Annotated in this window: 15 protein-coding genes; 13 read left to right on the top strand and 2 right to left on the bottom strand. The window is 60.1% G+C overall.

Going from position 1 to position 17207, the window contains the following annotated elements; translation table 11 throughout:
- Positions 1 to 32: 32 nt before the first annotated feature.
- Positions 33 to 908 carry a 6-pyruvoyl trahydropterin synthase family protein gene (locus tag OKB77_RS04845; protein WP_042053203.1) on the top strand — a complete coding sequence of 292 codons (876 nt, stop codon included), beginning with the start codon at positions 33 to 35 and terminating at the stop codon, positions 906 to 908.
- A gap of 71 nt (positions 909 to 979) precedes the next feature.
- Here OKB77_RS04845 and OKB77_RS04840 read toward each other — a convergent pair whose 3' ends face one another.
- Entirely contained in the window at positions 980 to 2992 is a 2013-nt protein-coding gene (locus OKB77_RS04840) for a methyl-accepting chemotaxis protein (RefSeq protein WP_100646263.1), read from the bottom strand.
- A gap of 252 nt (positions 2993 to 3244) precedes the next feature.
- Here OKB77_RS04840 and hinT point away from each other — a divergent pair, with 252 nt between their 5' ends.
- The 12 genes from hinT (at position 3245) to tyrA (ending at position 15693) form a co-directional block, all read left to right on the top strand.
- On the top strand, positions 3245 to 3595 hold the full coding sequence (gene hinT / locus OKB77_RS04835) for a purine nucleoside phosphoramidase (protein WP_005334033.1): 351 nt from the start codon (positions 3245 to 3247) through the stop codon (positions 3593 to 3595).
- Positions 3595 to 5031 carry a COG3014 family protein gene (locus tag OKB77_RS04830; protein ID WP_270817022.1) on the top strand — a complete coding sequence of 479 codons (1437 nt, stop codon included), beginning with the start codon at positions 3595 to 3597 and terminating at the stop codon, positions 5029 to 5031. The genes hinT and OKB77_RS04830 overlap by 1 nt, the downstream gene beginning before the upstream one ends.
- 83 nt (positions 5032 to 5114) lie before the next feature.
- On the top strand, positions 5115 to 5513 hold the full coding sequence (locus tag OKB77_RS04825) for a YcfL family protein (protein WP_158112315.1): 399 nt from the start codon (positions 5115 to 5117) through the stop codon (positions 5511 to 5513).
- The gene (gene lpoB, locus OKB77_RS04820; RefSeq protein ID WP_270817021.1) at positions 5513 to 6109 is read left to right on the top strand and encodes a penicillin-binding protein activator LpoB; all 597 of its coding nucleotides are present in this window, start codon (positions 5513 to 5515) and stop codon (positions 6107 to 6109) included. The genes OKB77_RS04825 and lpoB overlap by 1 nt, the downstream gene beginning before the upstream one ends.
- A 10-nt stretch (positions 6110 to 6119) precedes the next feature.
- Entirely contained in the window at positions 6120 to 6944 is an 825-nt protein-coding gene (locus OKB77_RS04815; RefSeq protein ID WP_270817020.1) for a phosphotransferase, read from the top strand.
- A gap of 3 nt (positions 6945 to 6947) precedes the next feature.
- Complete coding sequence (locus tag OKB77_RS04810) at positions 6948 to 7805, top strand: DUF6279 family lipoprotein (RefSeq protein ID WP_005361577.1); 858 nt, start codon at positions 6948 to 6950, stop codon at positions 7803 to 7805.
- A 95-nt stretch (positions 7806 to 7900) separates the two neighbouring features.
- Positions 7901 to 8335, top strand: a complete 435-nt coding sequence (locus OKB77_RS04805) for a hypothetical protein (RefSeq protein WP_005334044.1) — start codon at positions 7901 to 7903, stop codon at positions 8333 to 8335.
- Positions 8336 to 8493: 158 nt separating this feature from the next.
- Entirely contained in the window at positions 8494 to 10296 is a 1803-nt protein-coding gene (gene secD, locus OKB77_RS04800) for a protein translocase subunit SecD (RefSeq protein WP_144715451.1), read from the top strand.
- A 151-nt stretch (positions 10297 to 10447) separates the two neighbouring features.
- Entirely contained in the window at positions 10448 to 11365 is a 918-nt protein-coding gene (gene secF / locus OKB77_RS04795; RefSeq protein ID WP_270817018.1) for a protein translocase subunit SecF, read from the top strand.
- 280 nt (positions 11366 to 11645) lie between these two features.
- A complete protein-coding gene (glgC, locus tag OKB77_RS04790) occupies positions 11646 to 12896 on the top strand; it encodes a glucose-1-phosphate adenylyltransferase (protein WP_270817017.1) in 1251 nt (416 codons plus the stop codon).
- 460 nt (positions 12897 to 13356) lie between these two features.
- Complete coding sequence (locus OKB77_RS04785; RefSeq protein ID WP_058058089.1) at positions 13357 to 14430, top strand: 3-deoxy-7-phosphoheptulonate synthase; 1074 nt, start codon at positions 13357 to 13359, stop codon at positions 14428 to 14430.
- Positions 14431 to 14565: 135 nt separating this feature from the next.
- Positions 14566 to 15693: a bifunctional chorismate mutase/prephenate dehydrogenase gene (gene tyrA, locus OKB77_RS04780; RefSeq protein WP_270817016.1), complete on the top strand. Its 1128-nt coding sequence runs from the start codon at positions 14566 to 14568 to the stop codon at positions 15691 to 15693.
- A 160-nt stretch (positions 15694 to 15853) separates the two neighbouring features.
- Here the strand turns inward: tyrA and OKB77_RS04775 are convergent, their stop codons facing one another.
- Positions 15854 to 17005, bottom strand: a complete 1152-nt coding sequence (locus OKB77_RS04775) for a DUF1615 domain-containing protein (RefSeq protein ID WP_040067843.1) — start codon at positions 17003 to 17005, stop codon at positions 15854 to 15856.
- Positions 17006 to 17207: the final 202 nt, after the last annotated feature.

Here is a 17207-nt window from a genome sequence, read left to right as displayed (position 1 = left end):
AACTGCCCTTTCTCTGTAGCAAGGCCTGACTGATGAAGTTATTTGTAAGAGATTTGACCGTGATCGACTCCAGCTACCTCTGCGAACGCCGCGGCATGGTGGGCGAGAGCTGGCTGGTAGATATCGAAATGAGCGGTGAGCTCAACGAAATGAGCATGCTGCTGGACTTTGGCCGGGTAAAGAAGCTGATCAAGTCGATCATCGATGAAGAGGTGGACCACAAGCTGCTGGTGCCGACCGAGTGCCCGCTGATCCACGTCGAGACACTGGATGGTGACGAAAGCACAGTGGATCTGCTGCGCCCGGGTCGCTCCATCCATCTGCGCTGCCCATCCCAGGGCTTTGCCTTTATCCCGGCCCCGCAAGTTGATAAAGAGTCGGTGACCCGCTACCTGCTGGCGGTACTGGCCAAACGGCTGCCGGGCAATATCAAGGATCTCTCCCTGACCCTGCGTCAGGAGGCGATCACCGGCGCCTTCTACCACTACAGCCACGGCCTGAAAAAGCACGATGGCAACTGCCAGCGTATCGCCCACGGCCACCGCTCTCCCATCGAGATCCACGTCGATGGCGAGCGCGACCAGGAGCTTGAGCTCAACTGGGCCGAACGCTGGGGGGATATCTACCTCGGCACCGAGGAGGACAAGGTGGCGCTGACCGAGCTCGCTTTGAGCCCTCGCGCCAATGCCCAGCTTGGCGAGCATCACTGCGGCTTCAAATATGTGGCGCCGCAAGGGCTGTTCCAGCTGGCCATCCCCACCGCCGAGGTGGAGATGATCGACACCGACACCACGGTTGAGCTGCTGGCCTGCTATATCGCCCGCGAAGTGAAGAAGATGGTGGGCGACAAGTTCGTCAAGATTGTCGCCTATGAAGGGGTCGGCAAGGGCGCGATTGCCTACGCCTGATCCCCTTGTCGCTGCCGCAATAAAGAGAAGGCCCCGCATCTGCGGGGCCTTGTTGTTTCAACTCTCGACCATCAGGCGCTGAGGCGGAAGCGCTTGACCAGGCTCTCCTGCTGCTCGGCAAGGGAGTCCAGCTGCTGGCTGGTCTCGGCCACCCGCTCGATCCCCTGATAGTTGAGATCCGAGATATCGGAGATGCGGTTGAGGTTGGTGGCGATATCGGCGCTGGTGGCCTGCTGCTGCTCGGCGGCAGAGGCGATCTGGCTCGACATGTCGCTGATCAGCACCACAATCCCCTGCACCTCCTCCATGGCGTTGTTGGCGTGAGAGCTCTGATCCACGCAGCTGTCCATCTCGCGAGAGCACTCCTGCATCACGGTCACCGCCTTGGCTACCCCCTGCTGCAGGTTCTCGATCATGGTCTGGATTTCGCTGGTGGACTGGGCGGTGCGGCCCGCCAGACTGCGCACCTCATCCGCCACCACCGCAAATCCGCGCCCCTGCTCGCCGGCCCGCGCCGCTTCGATGGCAGCGTTGAGGGCCAGCAGATTGGTCTGCTCGGCGATGCCGCGAATGACGTCGAGGATATTGCCGATCTGGCTGCTCATGGCGCTCACATCGCCAATCACCTTGCCGGTCTGTTGCAGCTTGCCCGCCAGTTGATGAGTGGTGGTGATATTGCCTGCCATCACCTTGCGCCCCATCTCGGAGGCCTTCTCCACATCCTGCACCCGCTCCAGGGTCTGGTTGGCAGCCTGCGCCACCTCCCGCACCGAGGCCTCCATCTGGGTCATGGCGGCGGCGACCGAGGCGGTCTCCTGCCGCTGTTTCTCCAGATCCGCCCGCACTGATTCGGTGGTGTGGCGATTCCCGTGGGCGGCATCGTTAAGCTGGGCAGACGCTTGTGAAAGCTGTGCCAGCACCTCCCCCATCTGGGCAATCAGCAGGTTGATCTGGCTGCCCAGCTGGCCGAATTCGTTCTTGCTCTGAAAACCGATGCGCTGGGTCATGTCGCCCTGGGTTACTTCGGTCAGCACCCGCAGCAACTCCCTGAGCGGACGGCGAATGGCCTTGCCCAGGGTATAAGCCACCAGCATGGCGATCAGGATGGCGACGACGATGCTGGTGCCCTGGGTCAGAGTGCTCTGGCTCTGAGTGGCTTTGGCGTGCTGAATGCTTTGACTCATCAGCTGCTGACTCTGGCCGGTGATCCGCTCAAGCCGGTTCTGGATCTCGACGATCAGGGCGCTGGCCTGCTTGCTCTTCTCCCGCATCTGTTCCTGCTGCTTCATCAGCGCCAGATACTGGGAGAGCACGCCTTCGCTGGCGGTGGTGTCGCGCACGAAGCCGTGAACATAGTGGCCCATGTCGTTCTCGAAGTTCTTCAGCTCCCCCTGCAGATCCTTGATGGTGCTGTTGAACCCCTCGATCTGCATCTTGTTGCGCTTGAGCGCCCCTTCGATGGGGGCCGGAATGGTCTGGTTGAGGGCGTCCATGGTGGAGAGTTCGATAGCGGAAAGCTTGGTGGTCAGGGTCTCGGAGAGCATCTTGATAAAGCTGTCGTCGATGGTGACCATCATGTCACCCAGACTCTTCTTGAACTGGGGCAGACTGACCTGAAACTGCCCCTTGGCCAGATTGACCTTGTGCAGTCGGGTGAGCAGCGCCTCGTGTTCGCCTGGCAGGGTATCGGTCAGTTGCAGGTAGCTGTCGACCTGTTGGCTAAGGCTGCTCATCTCCCCTTGCAGTTCGGGGTGGTGGGCGACCTGCTGGCGCAAGACGTCGAGGCTCTTGCCCACCGCAGCCTTGGCCTGTTTCAGTTCGGCCACTTCGGCCGGCAGCTGTTTTGGGTCCTGCTCGGTGAGCACATCCCCCAGCCACTTGTTGGCGCTGAGCAGGGTGATCTGGGTCTGGCTGCTGGCAATCACCAGCGGCATAGACTGCTGGGTAACCTGCTCCAGTGCGTTCCCCAGGGTCTCCTGACTACGAAATGTGAGCAGTGAACTGGCCACCATCACGGCCACCAGGATCGCGAAGCCAAGGTAGACTCGCTGCAAGATGGAGAGATCCGACATTGTTTGTTTCATTATTGTCCCGCTGTATATGCAAAAGTCCCTTGCCTGAGTACCCCGTCCTTTTGATACCCTGCAGACCACCCTGAACAGGCGCTGCAGATGACGTCCCTCTGGCTATCGGTATTTTTAACAATAACTGAAGGGAATGGGACATCAGCTGTGTCAAATGTCGGCTTGTGTCACACTTGGCGTGCTGCTCGCCCCCCTTTCGGGAGCCGCTTGGGGTTCTAGTTCAATTTTCTGTTTCATATAAGGGAGTTAGCCATGGCGCAAGAAACCATTTTCAGCAAAATCATCCGTAAAGAGATCCCCGCCGACATCCTTTATCAAGACGATCTGGTCACCGCATTCCGGGATATCCAGCCCAAGGCCAAGACCCATATTCTGATCATCCCCAATGTGCTGATCCCCACCGTCAATGACGTGGAAGCCGAACATGAACTGGCACTTGGCCGGATGTTCACCGTGGCCCGCAAACTGGCCGCTGAGGCTGGCATCGCCGAAGATGGCTACCGCCTCATCATGAACTGCAACCGCCACGGCGGGCAGGAGGTCTACCACATCCACATGCATCTGGTCGGTGGCCAGCCGCTGGGACCGCTGCTCAGCCTGTAATGAATCGCCACGCCTCAACCTGCCGCAGCGCCCTGTTGCTCTGCGGCGCCCTGCTGTTGCTGGGAGGCTGTGCCTCCCGCTGGCAGGATATGTTCGTCTCCTACTCCGATCAGATGGTGCCCCTGCGCAACCAGCTGCTGCTGGGCCATGCCGCCGAGGCGCTGCCCGAAGTGCGCGACTCCACCCTTGGGGATGACACCTTTGTGCTGGATCGGCTCGAACAGGGGCGTATCGCCTGGCTCGCCGGTCAGGATGCGGGCAGCAAGCAGGCGTTCACCGCCGCCGACAGCCGCCTTCAGTGGGAAGACAATCAGGCCGAATACCGGCTGAGCCACGGTCTGGATCAGGTGGGCAGTCTGCTCACCAACGATCAGTCGATGGCCTATCGTACTCCCGATTACGAACGCACCATGCTGCATCACTATCTGGCCCTCAACTATCTGCAACGGGGTGATGCCGATGACGCCCTGGTAGAGGTGCGCCGGGCCAATCAGGTGCAGGAGCAGGCGCTTAAACGGCGAGCCGATGAGGTGCGCAAGGCGAAGGATGAGAGCGAAGAGGCCGAGGCTGAAGGTGAGATGCGCCAGCTGATGTCGCGCGGCGCACCGGATCTCGATCGGTTGATCGGCAAGGTCAAAAACGGTTTTCAGAACGCCTACACCTTCTATTTTTCCGCCGTGCTCTATGAGGCGGCCGGGGATCTCAACGATGCCTGGGTCGACTATCAGCGCGGCTACCAGATAGCGCCGGACAACCGCAGCCTGCAAGATGCCTTGCTGCGTCTGGCGCGGCTGCGTGGCTCACCGGACGAGATCCGCGAGACCGAGAAAAAGATAGGCCGCAAAGCACCGCCGCTTGCAAAAGATCAAGGCCAACTGGTGGTGCTGTTTGAAGATGGTTTGATCCCGGCGCGGCGCGAACTGTTCCTGCCGCTGCCCATCTCCACCTCCCGCGGCGATTTTCGCACCTTTACCGTAGCCATCCCCTATTACGATAATCGGGCCAGCGACACCGGCCCGCTGACGGTGGAAGTCGGCAAGCGGGCCTGGCAGACCAGCGAGCTGGTCAGGCTGGAAGCGCTGGCCGCCAAAGATCTGCAGGAGCGGCTGCCCGGCATGCTGACCCGCCAGGCGCTGCGACTGGTGGCCAAAGAGCAGATGCGCCGCACCGCTGCCAAAGAAGGAGGGGATGTGGGCAATATTCTGGTGGGGATCTTCAACACCCTCTCGGAGCGGGCCGATACCCGCAGTTGGCTGACGCTGCCAGCTCAGGCATCGAGCTGGCAGGGGATGGTGCCGGCAGGTGACATCAATCTCACCCTGGGCGCGGGGGCAGCCCAGCGGCAATTGCCGCTCACCATCCACAAGGGCCGCACCACCCTGGTCTGGGTACAGCGCCTCGGCGCCGGTCTGACCACCCGGGTGATGCCGCTCTGAGCAGATGGCGAAGAGATATGAGCAAGACCATTAACGGGCAGCCCCTCAGTGCTGCCCCACTCACTCCAATCAAGGAGAGCAAGATGAAAGCATACGGGTTGGCCCTCGGGCTCGCGCTGCTGCTGACCGGCTGCGCCACCAACACCTCAGGCGTGGCGCTCTATGGCCCGGCGGGCGGTGCTCCCACGCTGGAGCAGCATCAAAACGTCAACGTCACCCTGAGCGAGCTGAGCCGCCGCCAGCAAAATGGCCTGCTGCAGGTCAATGTGGCCGCCGCCAGCACCCAGCGCGGCGATAACAAGCTGCAATATATCTTCTATTGGTATGATGAGGCCGGTCAGGAGGTCGCCAGCGATGGCCGCGGCTGGACCCCCATCAAGCTGCATGGCTATCAGACCCGCACCCTCTCGGCCCTGGCGCCCAGCCCGGCGGCGCAGGGTTACCGGATTTACGTACGCGAAGTGATTGAGGAATCCTACTGATGAAAATGAATCATGCCCTGCTGATATTGACCTCTGCATTGCTCTTGGGCGGCTGCTCCAGCACTACCGTCAGCTATGGCGATCCCACTGAAACTGAAACCGTCACCGTCGATTACGGCTCAAGCGACCTGCAGGCCATCGCCGACAAGATGGCGGACTCCATGCTCGCCTCCCCTGCCACCAGCGAGATCACCGCAGGCGGTCGTCCGGTGATGTTTATGGACTCTATCCGCAACAAGACCTCCGAGCACATCGATACCGAAGCCATCACCGATACCATCCGCACCAAGTTGCTGCGGGCCGGCAAATTCCGCTTCGTCGACATGAGCAAGGTGACCGCCGTCAAGCAGCAGCTCGAATATCAGCAGAGCAGCGGCATGGTGGATCCTGCCTCCATGGTACGTCTGGGCAAGCAGACCGGTGCTCGCTACATGGTCTATGGCAACCTCGCCAGCATCGTCAAGGACAATGGCAAGGTGAAGGATGTCTACTACCAGATGACCATGAACCTGATGGACCTGCAAAACGGCGAACTGCTGTGGGCCGATCAGAAAGAGATCCGCAAACAGGCGAAGAAATCCACCTTTGGCTGGTAACAGGCTCCTGGTGACAGGCAACTGTGATCCGCTACTGGCCAGCCTGCCCGCCCCCTGGCGGGAGGGGCAGCTGGAACCACTCGGGTTAGGCCTGACCAACTGCAACTATCGACTGCGCCTCCCCTCGGGGCGCAGTTACTTTTTGCGTCAGGGCCACTCCGACCCGGTGCGCATTGGCATCGACCGTCCCACCGAGTGGCAGCTTTATCAGGGGGCGATGGCCGAAGGACTAGCGCTGCCTTGCCACTATGGCGATGCCGCCAGCGGTCTGATGCTGCTCGAATGGTGCGATGAGCCAAACTGGGTACACGCGGCACCACCGGAAGCCGATCAGCCCCGTCTGCTTGCTGAGGTGCTGCGCAAGCTCCATCGCCTGCCGCTGCCTGCGGTGGTGATGGCGGTGCGGGCTCACGCCGCAGGCTATCGCGCCCGACTGGCCCGCATTCCCTCCTGGCTGCCTTCGCTGGAGCGGGGCTTGCTCGCCAGCAGTGAGCCAAATGATTGCTGGTGCCCTTGCCACCATGATCTCAATCCGGCTAACTTGTTGGGAAGCAAACCCTGGGTCATCGACTGGGAGTATGGCGCGGCAGGTCACCCCGGCTTTGAGCTCGCCAGCATCCAGCGCACCCATGAGTGGCCCGCCGAGCGGCGCGACGAGCTGGAAGCTCACTATCTGCAGGCCGTGCCGCGCCACCAGTGGCCCGATTTTCAGAGCGAGGCATTTTTACCCTGGGTCGACTATATCGGCCTGCTCTGGGCCCTGCTGATGGCAGAGCAACAGCCCTCACTCGACTATGACACCCTGATCGCCATCAACCGGCAACGACTGGAGTAACAGATGATAAACAAGGTGCGCTGGCACAAGCCGAAAACCTGGGGTCTGCTGCTGATCGGCCTGCTGCTGACCGGCTGCTCCACCCGGGTGATCTACTACTGGCTCGATACCGCCATCATCTGGCAGCTGGATGACTACTTTGCCCTCTCCTATTCGCAGAAGGATCTGCTCAGCCGCGAAGTGAAGGGGCTGATGGCCTGGCATCGCCAACACGAGCTGCCGCGCTACGCCAGGGATCTCGATGCACTGGCCAAGGCGGTGGCCAGCCCCATGACGCCGGAGCAGATCTCGACCAACCTGGATGCGGTGCAGCAGAGCCTGACCCGCACGCTGGAAAACACTATCCCCCGTGCGGTCAGGCTGGCGCGCACCCTGACCGACGAGCAGGTGGCCCGCTTTATGACCGATCGGGTCAAGCGGCAGCAGGAGCGGCAAAAGGACTTTGCCACTGAGCCCAAAGAGCAGATGCTGGCGGAGTTTCGCGACAAGATGAACAAGCGGCTCGAGTTCTGGATTGGCGAGGTGAAACCGGCACAGGCACCACTGGTGGCCCAGTGGGCCGAATGGCAATACGAACTGATGCCTCCCTGGCTCGAGTTTCAGGAGTCATGGACCCAGGAGCTGGACAGGTTGATGAAACAGCGCCAGAGTCCCGACTTTACCCGCGAGCTGACCGACCTGCTGGCCGAGGGGGATGGGCTGATGGATGGCCGCTTTACCGGCTATACCGAGCAGTCACGCCAGCGCACCGTCAACTGGCTGAGCGCCATGAGCCAGTCGCTGGATATCTCCCAGCGGGCCCATCTCTACTCCCTGCTCAAGGGTTATGCCCGCGACTTCAAGCAGATGAGCGGCAGCTGACGAGCGGCACCGAATGGTGCCATGCGCCCGGGACAACCTTGTTCAAACCGGGCGCTTATGGTAGTTTGCCCTTCCTATTTATCGGGAATTAACTTTTGCGCCTTATCGACAAAGTAAAACTGGTGCTGGTAACTCTGGTTATCGCCCTCACCCTGCTTTGTTCCATCGCCCGAATGGAAGGCCCGCTGCTACCCGCATCTCCCCAGAGTGAACAGCAGCAGACTCAGGTGTTCAATCAGCTTAGCGACAGCGATGATGGCATCATCAAGTTTGTCGGCAGCCATCAGAATCACCTGCTGCGTCTCGAACAATCCCTACGCAGTGACAACCAGCCCAAGAGTGTGGTCTACGAGCTGATCCAGAGCTGGTCGGCCCAAGCCATCCTGCTGTTGCTGCTCGGCTGGCTGATGCTGGCACCCGAGCTCTATCACAAACAGAGTTTTCGCGATCGCTTCGGTGCGATCCATCGGCGCCATCTACAGCGCCAACATCTGCAATACCGCTTCACCCAGAGCTATCTGAGCGCCTGACCCCGGAGGGGCTGGCACATCCACTGTTTGCTCATCTCCTCTTCCTGACGGATCCGGCGGCTGCCTGATCCGCATCTGATGCATCCCATTTTTTGCGCCTTGCCGAGCCTTGTTGCTATCGGCCCGGGCACCATTCTCCTGACAGAGGCTTGTTTGCCATGAGAAAGAGCAATCGCACCGTTCTCAACCGCATGAGCAAGTGGCAGTACGCACTACTGCTGTTGATGCTGTTGACCTTTACCTTTTACTCCCTGCCCACCTTTTTTGGTGAGCAGCCCTCCCTCGGCCTGCACGGACAGCAGCGCCTGACCACCCAGCAACAGATGCTGCTGAGCGACAAGCACCTGACACCGGTCAAAGTGATCGAGCAACCTGAGCGGGTCGAGCTGGTCTTTGCCAGCCAGGGCGAACAGCAGCGCGCCAAGCAGTTGCTGGAGCAGCAAGGGGTCGACAGTGCTGCCCTGACACTGGAGTTTCACTCCAACGCACCGGCCTGGATCACCCGCCTCGGCGCCGACCCCATCAAGCTGGGGCTCGATCTGCGTGGCGGCTCCCAACTGCTTATCGGGGTGGACGTGGACTTTGTCATCGACAATCAGACCAAGAATCTGGTCGACACCCTGCGCACCCGTTTCCGTGAAGCCAATCTGCGCGGCGCCAGCGTCACTCGCACGGCACAGGGCGCCGTAGCCGTCACCCTGCCGGAGGTGGCCGAACAGGAGAGCTGGCTCGCCATCATCAAGGAGAGTGCCGGTACCCGTCAGGATCAGTGGAAGCTGACCCGCTCCGGCAATGACCTGAAACTGGTGCTGAGCGAGACGGAGCGTACCCTGCTGGTCAACAACGCCGTGACCCAGAACCTGTCGATCCTGAAAAAACGGATCAACGAGCTCGGCATCGTCGAGGCCTCGGTGGTGCGTCAAGGTCAGGATGGCATCCGTATCGAACTGCCCGGAGTACACAACCCCAAACAGGCGAAAGAGGTGATCGGCGCCACCGCCTCGCTGGCCTTCTACGAGGCCAAGGCCGACAGCCACTTCTATATCGCCGATCGCAACGGTCAGGCCGTCGGCATGGCACGCAAGCCGGTGCTGACCGGCGAGCACATCGTCGATGCCCGCGCCAACATGGGCGAGATGGGTCAACCCCAGGTCAATATCGTGCTCGACACCCTGGGTGGCAGCAAGATGAACCAGTTCAGCCGCCAGCATGTGGGCAAGCCGATGGCGACCGTCTTCACCGAGTACAAAACCAACGCCCAGGGCAAACTGCGCGCCCAGAGCGAGGTGATCAACGTCGCCACCATCCAGACCGCCCTTGGCAACCAGTTCCGCATCACCGGCATTGGCAGTCTGCCGGAGGCGCAAGAGCTGGCCATGCTGCTGCGTGCCGGCGCCCTCACCGCCCCGCTCAAGATCCTGGAAGAACGCAGTATTGGCCCGACGCTGGGGATGCAGAATATCGAGGCAGGCTTCACCGCGCTGGCCTTCGGCATGGCAGGCATGATGCTGTTCATGATGGCCTGGTACCGCAAATTCGGCTGGGTTGCCATCACGGCGCTGGTCGCCAACCTGTTGATGCAGGTCGGTATGCTGGCGGTGCTGCCGGGCGCCGTGCTGACCCTGCCGGGGATCGCCGGTCTGGTGCTGACGGTGGGCATGGCGGTGGATACCCATGTGCTGATCTTCGAGCGGATCAGGGACCGGCTGCGAGAGGGGGGCTCACTGGCCAACGCCATCGACTTTGGCTATCGCTCGGCCTTCCACACCATTTTCGATGCCAACATCACTACGCTCATCTGCGCCGTGGTGCTCTATTCAATCGGCTCCGGGCCGCTGCAGGGCTTCTCCATCACCCTCATTCTGGGTCTGCTCTCCAGCATGATCACCGGGATCTGGGGGACGCGCGCCATCATCAACCCCCTATGGGGACGCAGCAGCGAGCGCACGCTGAAGGTGTAACGGGACAGCAGTCCCTCTGATGAGCGGCTTTGGCTGCGCCATCGGCTATGGATATGGCCGGAGCGGCCAAAGCAGAACACTATTTTCCCGGCGTGTCACGGCACGTCGTGATGGGCCAACAGCCAGATGCTGGCTGGCCAAGGAGAGAATTATGTTGAGAATGATCGTTGCCATGGGGCTGACCCGTTGGCGTTATATTGGCCTGTGGGCTTCCATCCTGCTGACCGTGGCCAGCGTCGCCATCTTGCTGGTGAACGGCCTGACACTGGGGCTCGATTTTACCGGCGGGATCCTGCTGGAGTTTCATATCCAGACCCTGAAAGAAGCCCATGAACTCAATGCCATGCTGGTCTCCCCGCTGGCGGGAGCCGTTGAGCTGAGCTCGGCCGGTATTCCCGGCGAGTGGCTGATCAAGCTGCCCCCCCACGAACTGCCCTGGCCCGCGGCAGATCTCGCCACAATGCTGACCCAACAGCTGGGGATGCCGGTCGAGTTGCTGCGCACCACCATCGTTGGCCCTCAGGTGGGTGCCGAGCTGTTCCAGCAGGGGATGCTGGCGGTGCTGGTCGCGTCGCTGGCGATGTCGGCCTATCTGGCGTTTCGCTTCGAGTGGCGTCAGGCCATCGGCATCCTGCTCTCGGTGGTCCATGACGCCATCGTAGCGCTGGGGCTGCTGTCACTCTTTCAGATCGAATTCGATCTGAACATCATCGCCGGTTTGATGGCGGTGATCGGCTACTCCCTCAACGACAGCATCGTCATCTCGGACAGGTTGCGGGATCTGCTGAGCTCGCGTACCCAGATGGGCATCCACGAATGCTCCGATGTGGCCATCAAGGCAACCTTCAGTCGCACCATGATCACTTCGGGCACCACCCTGTTTACCGTGGGAGCTCTGTTGCTGTTTGGCGGTGACGCCCTCTACGGCTTCTCCTTCACCCTGTTTGCCGGGATCCTGGTGGGCACCGTCTCCTCTATTACCGTCGCCTCGACCGTGCAGGAGCTGCTGGGCCTCACCCCGCAGGCCTATCAGAAAAAGAGCGAGGAGCCACTGGCCAACGCAGTCTGAATCTTGTTAATCAGGCCCGGCCCACCGGGTCTCAACGAACCGGGCCCCTGCCAACCATTGGCAGGGGCTTTTTCCATCCCTCTCTCGCCGCCCATTTTGTCGTTCGGCTCGCCTCAATTGACAACTGACCATATTGAAAGCAATAACGGGTCAACCCGTCATTTTTAATAACAAAAAGGTCATTTTATTACGTCGTAAACCATAAAATGTGACTGAAAGCACTTTCTTGAGGGCTCAAAGGAGGCAACATTGTAGTGATTTATCTACAAAGGGATATGAGATGTTGTTACAACCTGCCAATACAGCAAAATCCAGACAGTTGCTGAACGAGACCATGGCTTTGGTACTCGCAGGAGGGCGGGGTAGTCGCCTCAAACAGTTAACCGACAACCGTGCAAAACCTGCCGTTCATTTCGGCGGCAAATTCCGCATCATCGATTTCGTGCTCTCCAACTGCATCAACTCCGGCATTCGTCGGGTCGGTGTCGTGACCCAGTACAAATCCCACAGCCTGTTGCGCCATCTCCAATCGGGCTGGTCTTTCCTGCGCTACCAGATGAACGAGTTTATCGATCTGCTCCCTGCCCAGCAGCGGGTGGATGAGGTGAACTGGTATCGGGGTACCGCCGATGCGGTCTACCAGAATCTGGATATCATCCGCGATCACGCCCCCAAATATGTGGTGGTGCTGGCAGGCGATCACATCTACAAGATGGATTACGCCGCCATGCTGCTCGACCACGTCAATATGGGCGCCAAGGTGACCGTTGCCTGCATCGAGGTGCCACGCAGTGAAGCAAGCGCCTTCGGGGTAATGGCGGTGGATGATGATCGCAAGATCAATGCCTTCGTCGAAAAGCCTGCTAACCCGCCCGCCATGCCGGGCAAGGCCGACACCGCGCTGGCCTCCATGGGCGTCTATATCTTCGATGCGGAGTATCTCTATCAGCTGCTGGAAGAGGACATTGCCAACGAGCAGTCCCATCACGATTTCGGCATGGACGTGATCCCCCGCGTGGTGAAAGAGGGCACCGCATTCGCTCACCCGTTTGGCATGTCCTGTGTCGGCTGCTGTCCGGATCGCCGCCCCTACTGGCGCGATGTGGGCACCGTGGACTCCTTCTGGGAAGCCAACATGGATCTCGCCTCAGTCACGCCGGAGCTGGATATCTACGATCAGGACTGGCCCATCTGGACCAGCCAGAACATGACTCCTCCCGCCAAGTTCGTGCAGGACAGAAATGGCCAGCACGGCATGACCATCAACTCCATGTTTGCCGGGGGCACCATCGTCAGTGGCTCTTTCATCCTGAGTTCGGTGCTCTTTACCAATGTGCGGGTCGACTCCTTCTGCACCCTGGATCAGGCCGTTATCTTCCCGGGTGTGGAGATTGGTGCCGGTTGCCGACTGCGCCGGGTGGTGATCGACAAGGGGTGCAAACTGCCGGAAGGCACGGTGATCGGTGAAAACGCCGATGAAGATGCACGTCGCTTCCACCGCTCCGAGCAGGGCATAGTGCTGGTCACCTAGGGGATGCTCACTCGCCTGAACAAAGAGCTGCAGGGAAAACAAAAGCGCTGATCCGCAGCCAGACGGGATCCCCCTTCCTACCGCAAAGGGAGCCATGATGGCTCCCTCTTTCTATGGCTGACCAGATAGCCACCTCACACCATCATTGCCATCGCGTTGCAGTCTCCCAGAGATACCATTTACTGTGGGTAAACAGCTGGGCAACGCAGCCTTCACACCCTCAAACCGTAAACATTAAATTACAAAATAACCATTAACCCTCCGAAAACCTCTCTGTATTATTCCTGTTCGCACTATATAGCAGCTCCTTTATCTGACTTTTTAGCGGTAAATCCGCTAGTTTCACTTGATTGTTTGTTTTTCCTTGGTAAGGTGAGGGCGGTTGCGTAACGAAGCAGGTACCGGTGTAAATATTTAGGTACAACCGCTTTTGGCTTAATACAGTAGAGAGAATGAAATCATGCAAAGAGACCCCCTGAACAACATCCATATCCAGTCCGAACAAGTGATGATCACGCCTGCCCAGCTCAAGGAGAAGTTACCCATCTCCGACAAAGCGCTGGCATTCGTGCAAGGGGCCCGCAATACCATCGCCGACATCATTCACCGCCGCGATCACCGCCTGCTGGTGATCTGTGGTCCCTGCTCCATCCACGATATGGACGCCGCCAAAGAGTACGCAACCAGACTCAAAGCGCTGCATGATGCCTATCAGGACTCTCTCTACATTGTCATGCGGGTCTACTTTGAGAAGCCGCGCACCACGGTCGGCTGGAAAGGCTTTATCAACGACCCCAATCTGGATGGCACCTTCGATGTGGAGCTGGGGCTGCACCGTGCCCGCGAGCTGCTCTGCTGGCTGGCGGAGCTGGAGTTGCCGCTGGCCACCGAAGCGCTCGACCCCATCAGCCCGCAATACCTGGCCGAACTCTTCTCCTGGTCAGCCATCGGCGCCCGCACCACCGAATCCCAGACCCACAGGGAGATGGCCTCCGGTCTCTCCATGCCGGTCGGCTTCAAGAACGGCACCGACGGTAACCTGGGGACCGCCATCAATGCGCTGCAGGCGGCCTCCTCCCCTCACGCCTTTATGGGGATCAACCAGCAGGGCCAAGTTGCGCTGCTGCAGACCCAGGGCAACCCGGATGGTCACGTGATCCTGCGCGGCGGCAAACATCCCAACTACGACTCGGTCAACGTGTCGCTGGCGGAAGAGGCTCTGGAGAAAGCGGGCCTGCTGCCGAGCCTTGTGGTGGATTGCAGCCACGGCAACTCCAGCAAGGATCACCGTTTGCAGCCCAAGGTGGCCGACAACGTCATCCACCAGATCCAGGAGGGCAACCGCTCCATCATCGGGGTGATGCTCGAATCCAACCTGTTCGAGGGCAACCAGTCCAGCGAGCAGCCCAAGGAGCAGATGCACTACGGGGTCTCCATCACAGATGCCTGCATCGACTGGGACACCACCGCTACCCTGCTGGCCCGCTGCCACAACCAGCTGGCTGACCCCCTCAAGGGCAGAACTGCACGGTAAGCCGTGGTATCTTGTCGTAACCTATTGAACAATCTGGGTATCACCGCAGGTGGCATCTGGCAGCTCATGCCGTGATACCTTGTTGCATCTTGAATTTCAGGGCGCCGCCGCTCGCGGCGCCAGCAGGGACTGGATATGGCTGAAGAGTTGAATGTACTCAGGGACAAGATAGATGCGGTGGACAAGCAGCTGATCGATCTGCTTGCCGCCCGTCTTGCCCTGGTGGGAGAAGTGGGTGAGGTAAAGAGCCGCCACGGCCTGCCCATCTATGCACCGGATCGGGAGGCGAGCATGCTGGCCCGCCGTCGTGCCGAGGCTGAGCAGTTGGGAGTGCCCGGCGATCTCATCGAAGACGTGCTGCGCCGGGTGATGCGTGAATCTTATGCCAGCGAGAAAGATACCGGCTTCAAATGCATAAAGCCGGATCTTGGCAAGGTGGTCATCATCGGCGGTCAGGGCCAGCTTGGCCGCTTGTTCGGCCATATGTTCAGCCTCTCAGGCTATCGGGTCGAGACGCTGGAACAAGCCGACTGGCCGCGCGCTGACGAGATCCTCGCCGGAGCAGGTCTGGTGATGGTGGCGGTGCCCATCGATATCACCTGCCAGATCATCGACCGCCTCGGCAACCTGCCCGCCCACTGCCTGCTGGTCGATGTCACCAGCGTGAAAGCGGCGCCGCTCGAACATATGCTGACGGTGCACCAAGGGCCGGTACTGGGACTGCACCCCATGTTCGGGCCGGATGTGGCAAGCCTCGCCAAGCAGGTGATCGTCTGCTGTCAGGGGCGTGACCCCGCAGCGAGCCAATGGTTGCTGGATCAGATGACCATCTGGGGCGCCCGCTTGCAGCAGGTGGAAGCCAAGGCCCACGATGAGGCGATGACCCTCATTCAGGCACTGCGTCACTTCGCCACCTTTGCCTATGGCTGGCACCTCTCCCGGGAGCAGGCCAATCTGGATCGCCTGCTGAGTTTGAGCTCCCCCATCTACCGGCTGGAGCTGGCCATGGTAGGGCGGCTGTTTGCCCAAGATCCCCACCTCTATGCCGACATCATTTTGTCGTCACCGCAGAATCTGGCGATGATCCGCCGCTACTACCAAAACTTCGGCGACGCGCTGGGGCTGCTGGAGCGTGGGGACAGGGACGGTTTCATCGAGGCCTTCTCGCAAGTCTCCGGTTTCTTCGGTGAGCATGCCGACCAGTTCCTGCGTGAAAGCCGCATGCTACTGGCCCAGGCCAACGACCGCCGCCAACACGGCTAATCCTGCAAAAGTAGTAACAACTCATGCCACTCGGAAGGAGCCGCCACCGTTCATAACTGGATGCGAGCCAAAGATCTCCATTGGAAGGGGCAATTAAGCGTGCGGGTTGCCATTAACAATGGCAACCCGCTTTGCAACTAGTCTCGAAGCAAACCCTGTCTTACCTAATCGTCGCCATCTGCCGCACACATCGCTGCTCTCTGTCATCCACCCGCTTGGCAAACCAGGCGGTGGTGAGGTTGCGGGTAATTTTCGGGCTCTTTAGCTGAATGCCGGGCAGGATGGCGCGGGGCAGTCGCTTGCCCGCTTGCTTGTCGGCCAAGGTAAAGATGCGATGGTAGAGATCGGTCTCGGCAAATTCGGCTGTATCCCCTTTGCGAAGGCTCTGGTGGATCGCCTGTTTGCTCATATTGACCCGGTTGGCGAGGGTGTAGACGGCAAGCTCGGTGTTACCCGGCAGATCCGAGTCATAGCGGATCAGGTCCCCGTCCAGCGCCAGAGTTTTGCCACTCAGGCGGCTGACGGCGGCCTGAAAAGCGGCATTGCGACTGGCATACCAGCCGGCGTTGAAGTCGGCAAAACGGTAGAGGGTATCCGGGTAGTCGACGGGATAACCGAAGATATGCTTGGTGCCAAACCAGATGCCGCCGCGACGGGTAAAGACTTCGTGGCGAATGGAGTCCTTGATTGGATAGGGGTAGCCACGGGCGTTGGCCTCGGCAAAGGCGATGCTCACCTGCATCGGGCCGCCGGTATGCACCGGGTTGAGGTTGCCAAACAGCGTCTTGCCCATCGGCAGCATGCTGATCATGTCTTCGAAGATTTCACTCATCTCCCGCTCGGTACGCAACTTGTCGATCCGCTCGGCGTAGCTCTTGCCAGTGGGCGAGTTGATGGAGAGCGCGGCCCGCACCATAAATTCGGGGATCAGCAGCTTGGCTGCCCGTGAGTTGATCTCTTTCCAGGCGATCTTGCCAAGGCCCGGCACCACGGGGTCGGCCTGATAAGTGGCTTCCTGCTCCGCCACCGCCAGCACGCTACAGACATTGTGATCATTGACCGTCACCCCCTGGGTGGTGAGCGCCGTCACCACGTCGTTGGCCCACCCCTGTTTGTCCGGCACCTGACGGGGCAAGAAGCGCACGATGCGGCTCTTCATGTCCGCTGGTTTGCGCGGCTGCATGGCAGGCGGCGTTTTGGGGTTGCTCACGCTCGCCTCTTTGGCAGGCGCGGAGGCGGGATCACTGGCACAACCGGCCAGCAACAAGGCAGAGCAGAAGGCAAGAAGACGACAGGAAGGCAAAGCGGTCATAAGCATGTCCATTTTTTGTTGGCCCTACAGGCAGCGCCGCTGGCACTGCACTGACAAGCAAAGTGGGGCCATTGTAGAGGATTGCCTGCCGCAGTTGAAACCCGCGCTCGCAGCATCCCCTCCCCTTGCCAGCTTTTGCCACCCCACGCGCCATCAGTTGTCTGCGATGCGGAACTCATGACCTTCCTCAATGGCTCACCCG

Source organism: Aeromonas sp. Y318-3 (genome assembly GCF_027706185.1).
GTDB classification, from domain to species: Bacteria; Pseudomonadota; Gammaproteobacteria; order Enterobacterales; family Aeromonadaceae; genus Aeromonas; species Aeromonas veronii.
This window is presented reverse-complemented; position numbering and strand designations above follow the sequence as displayed.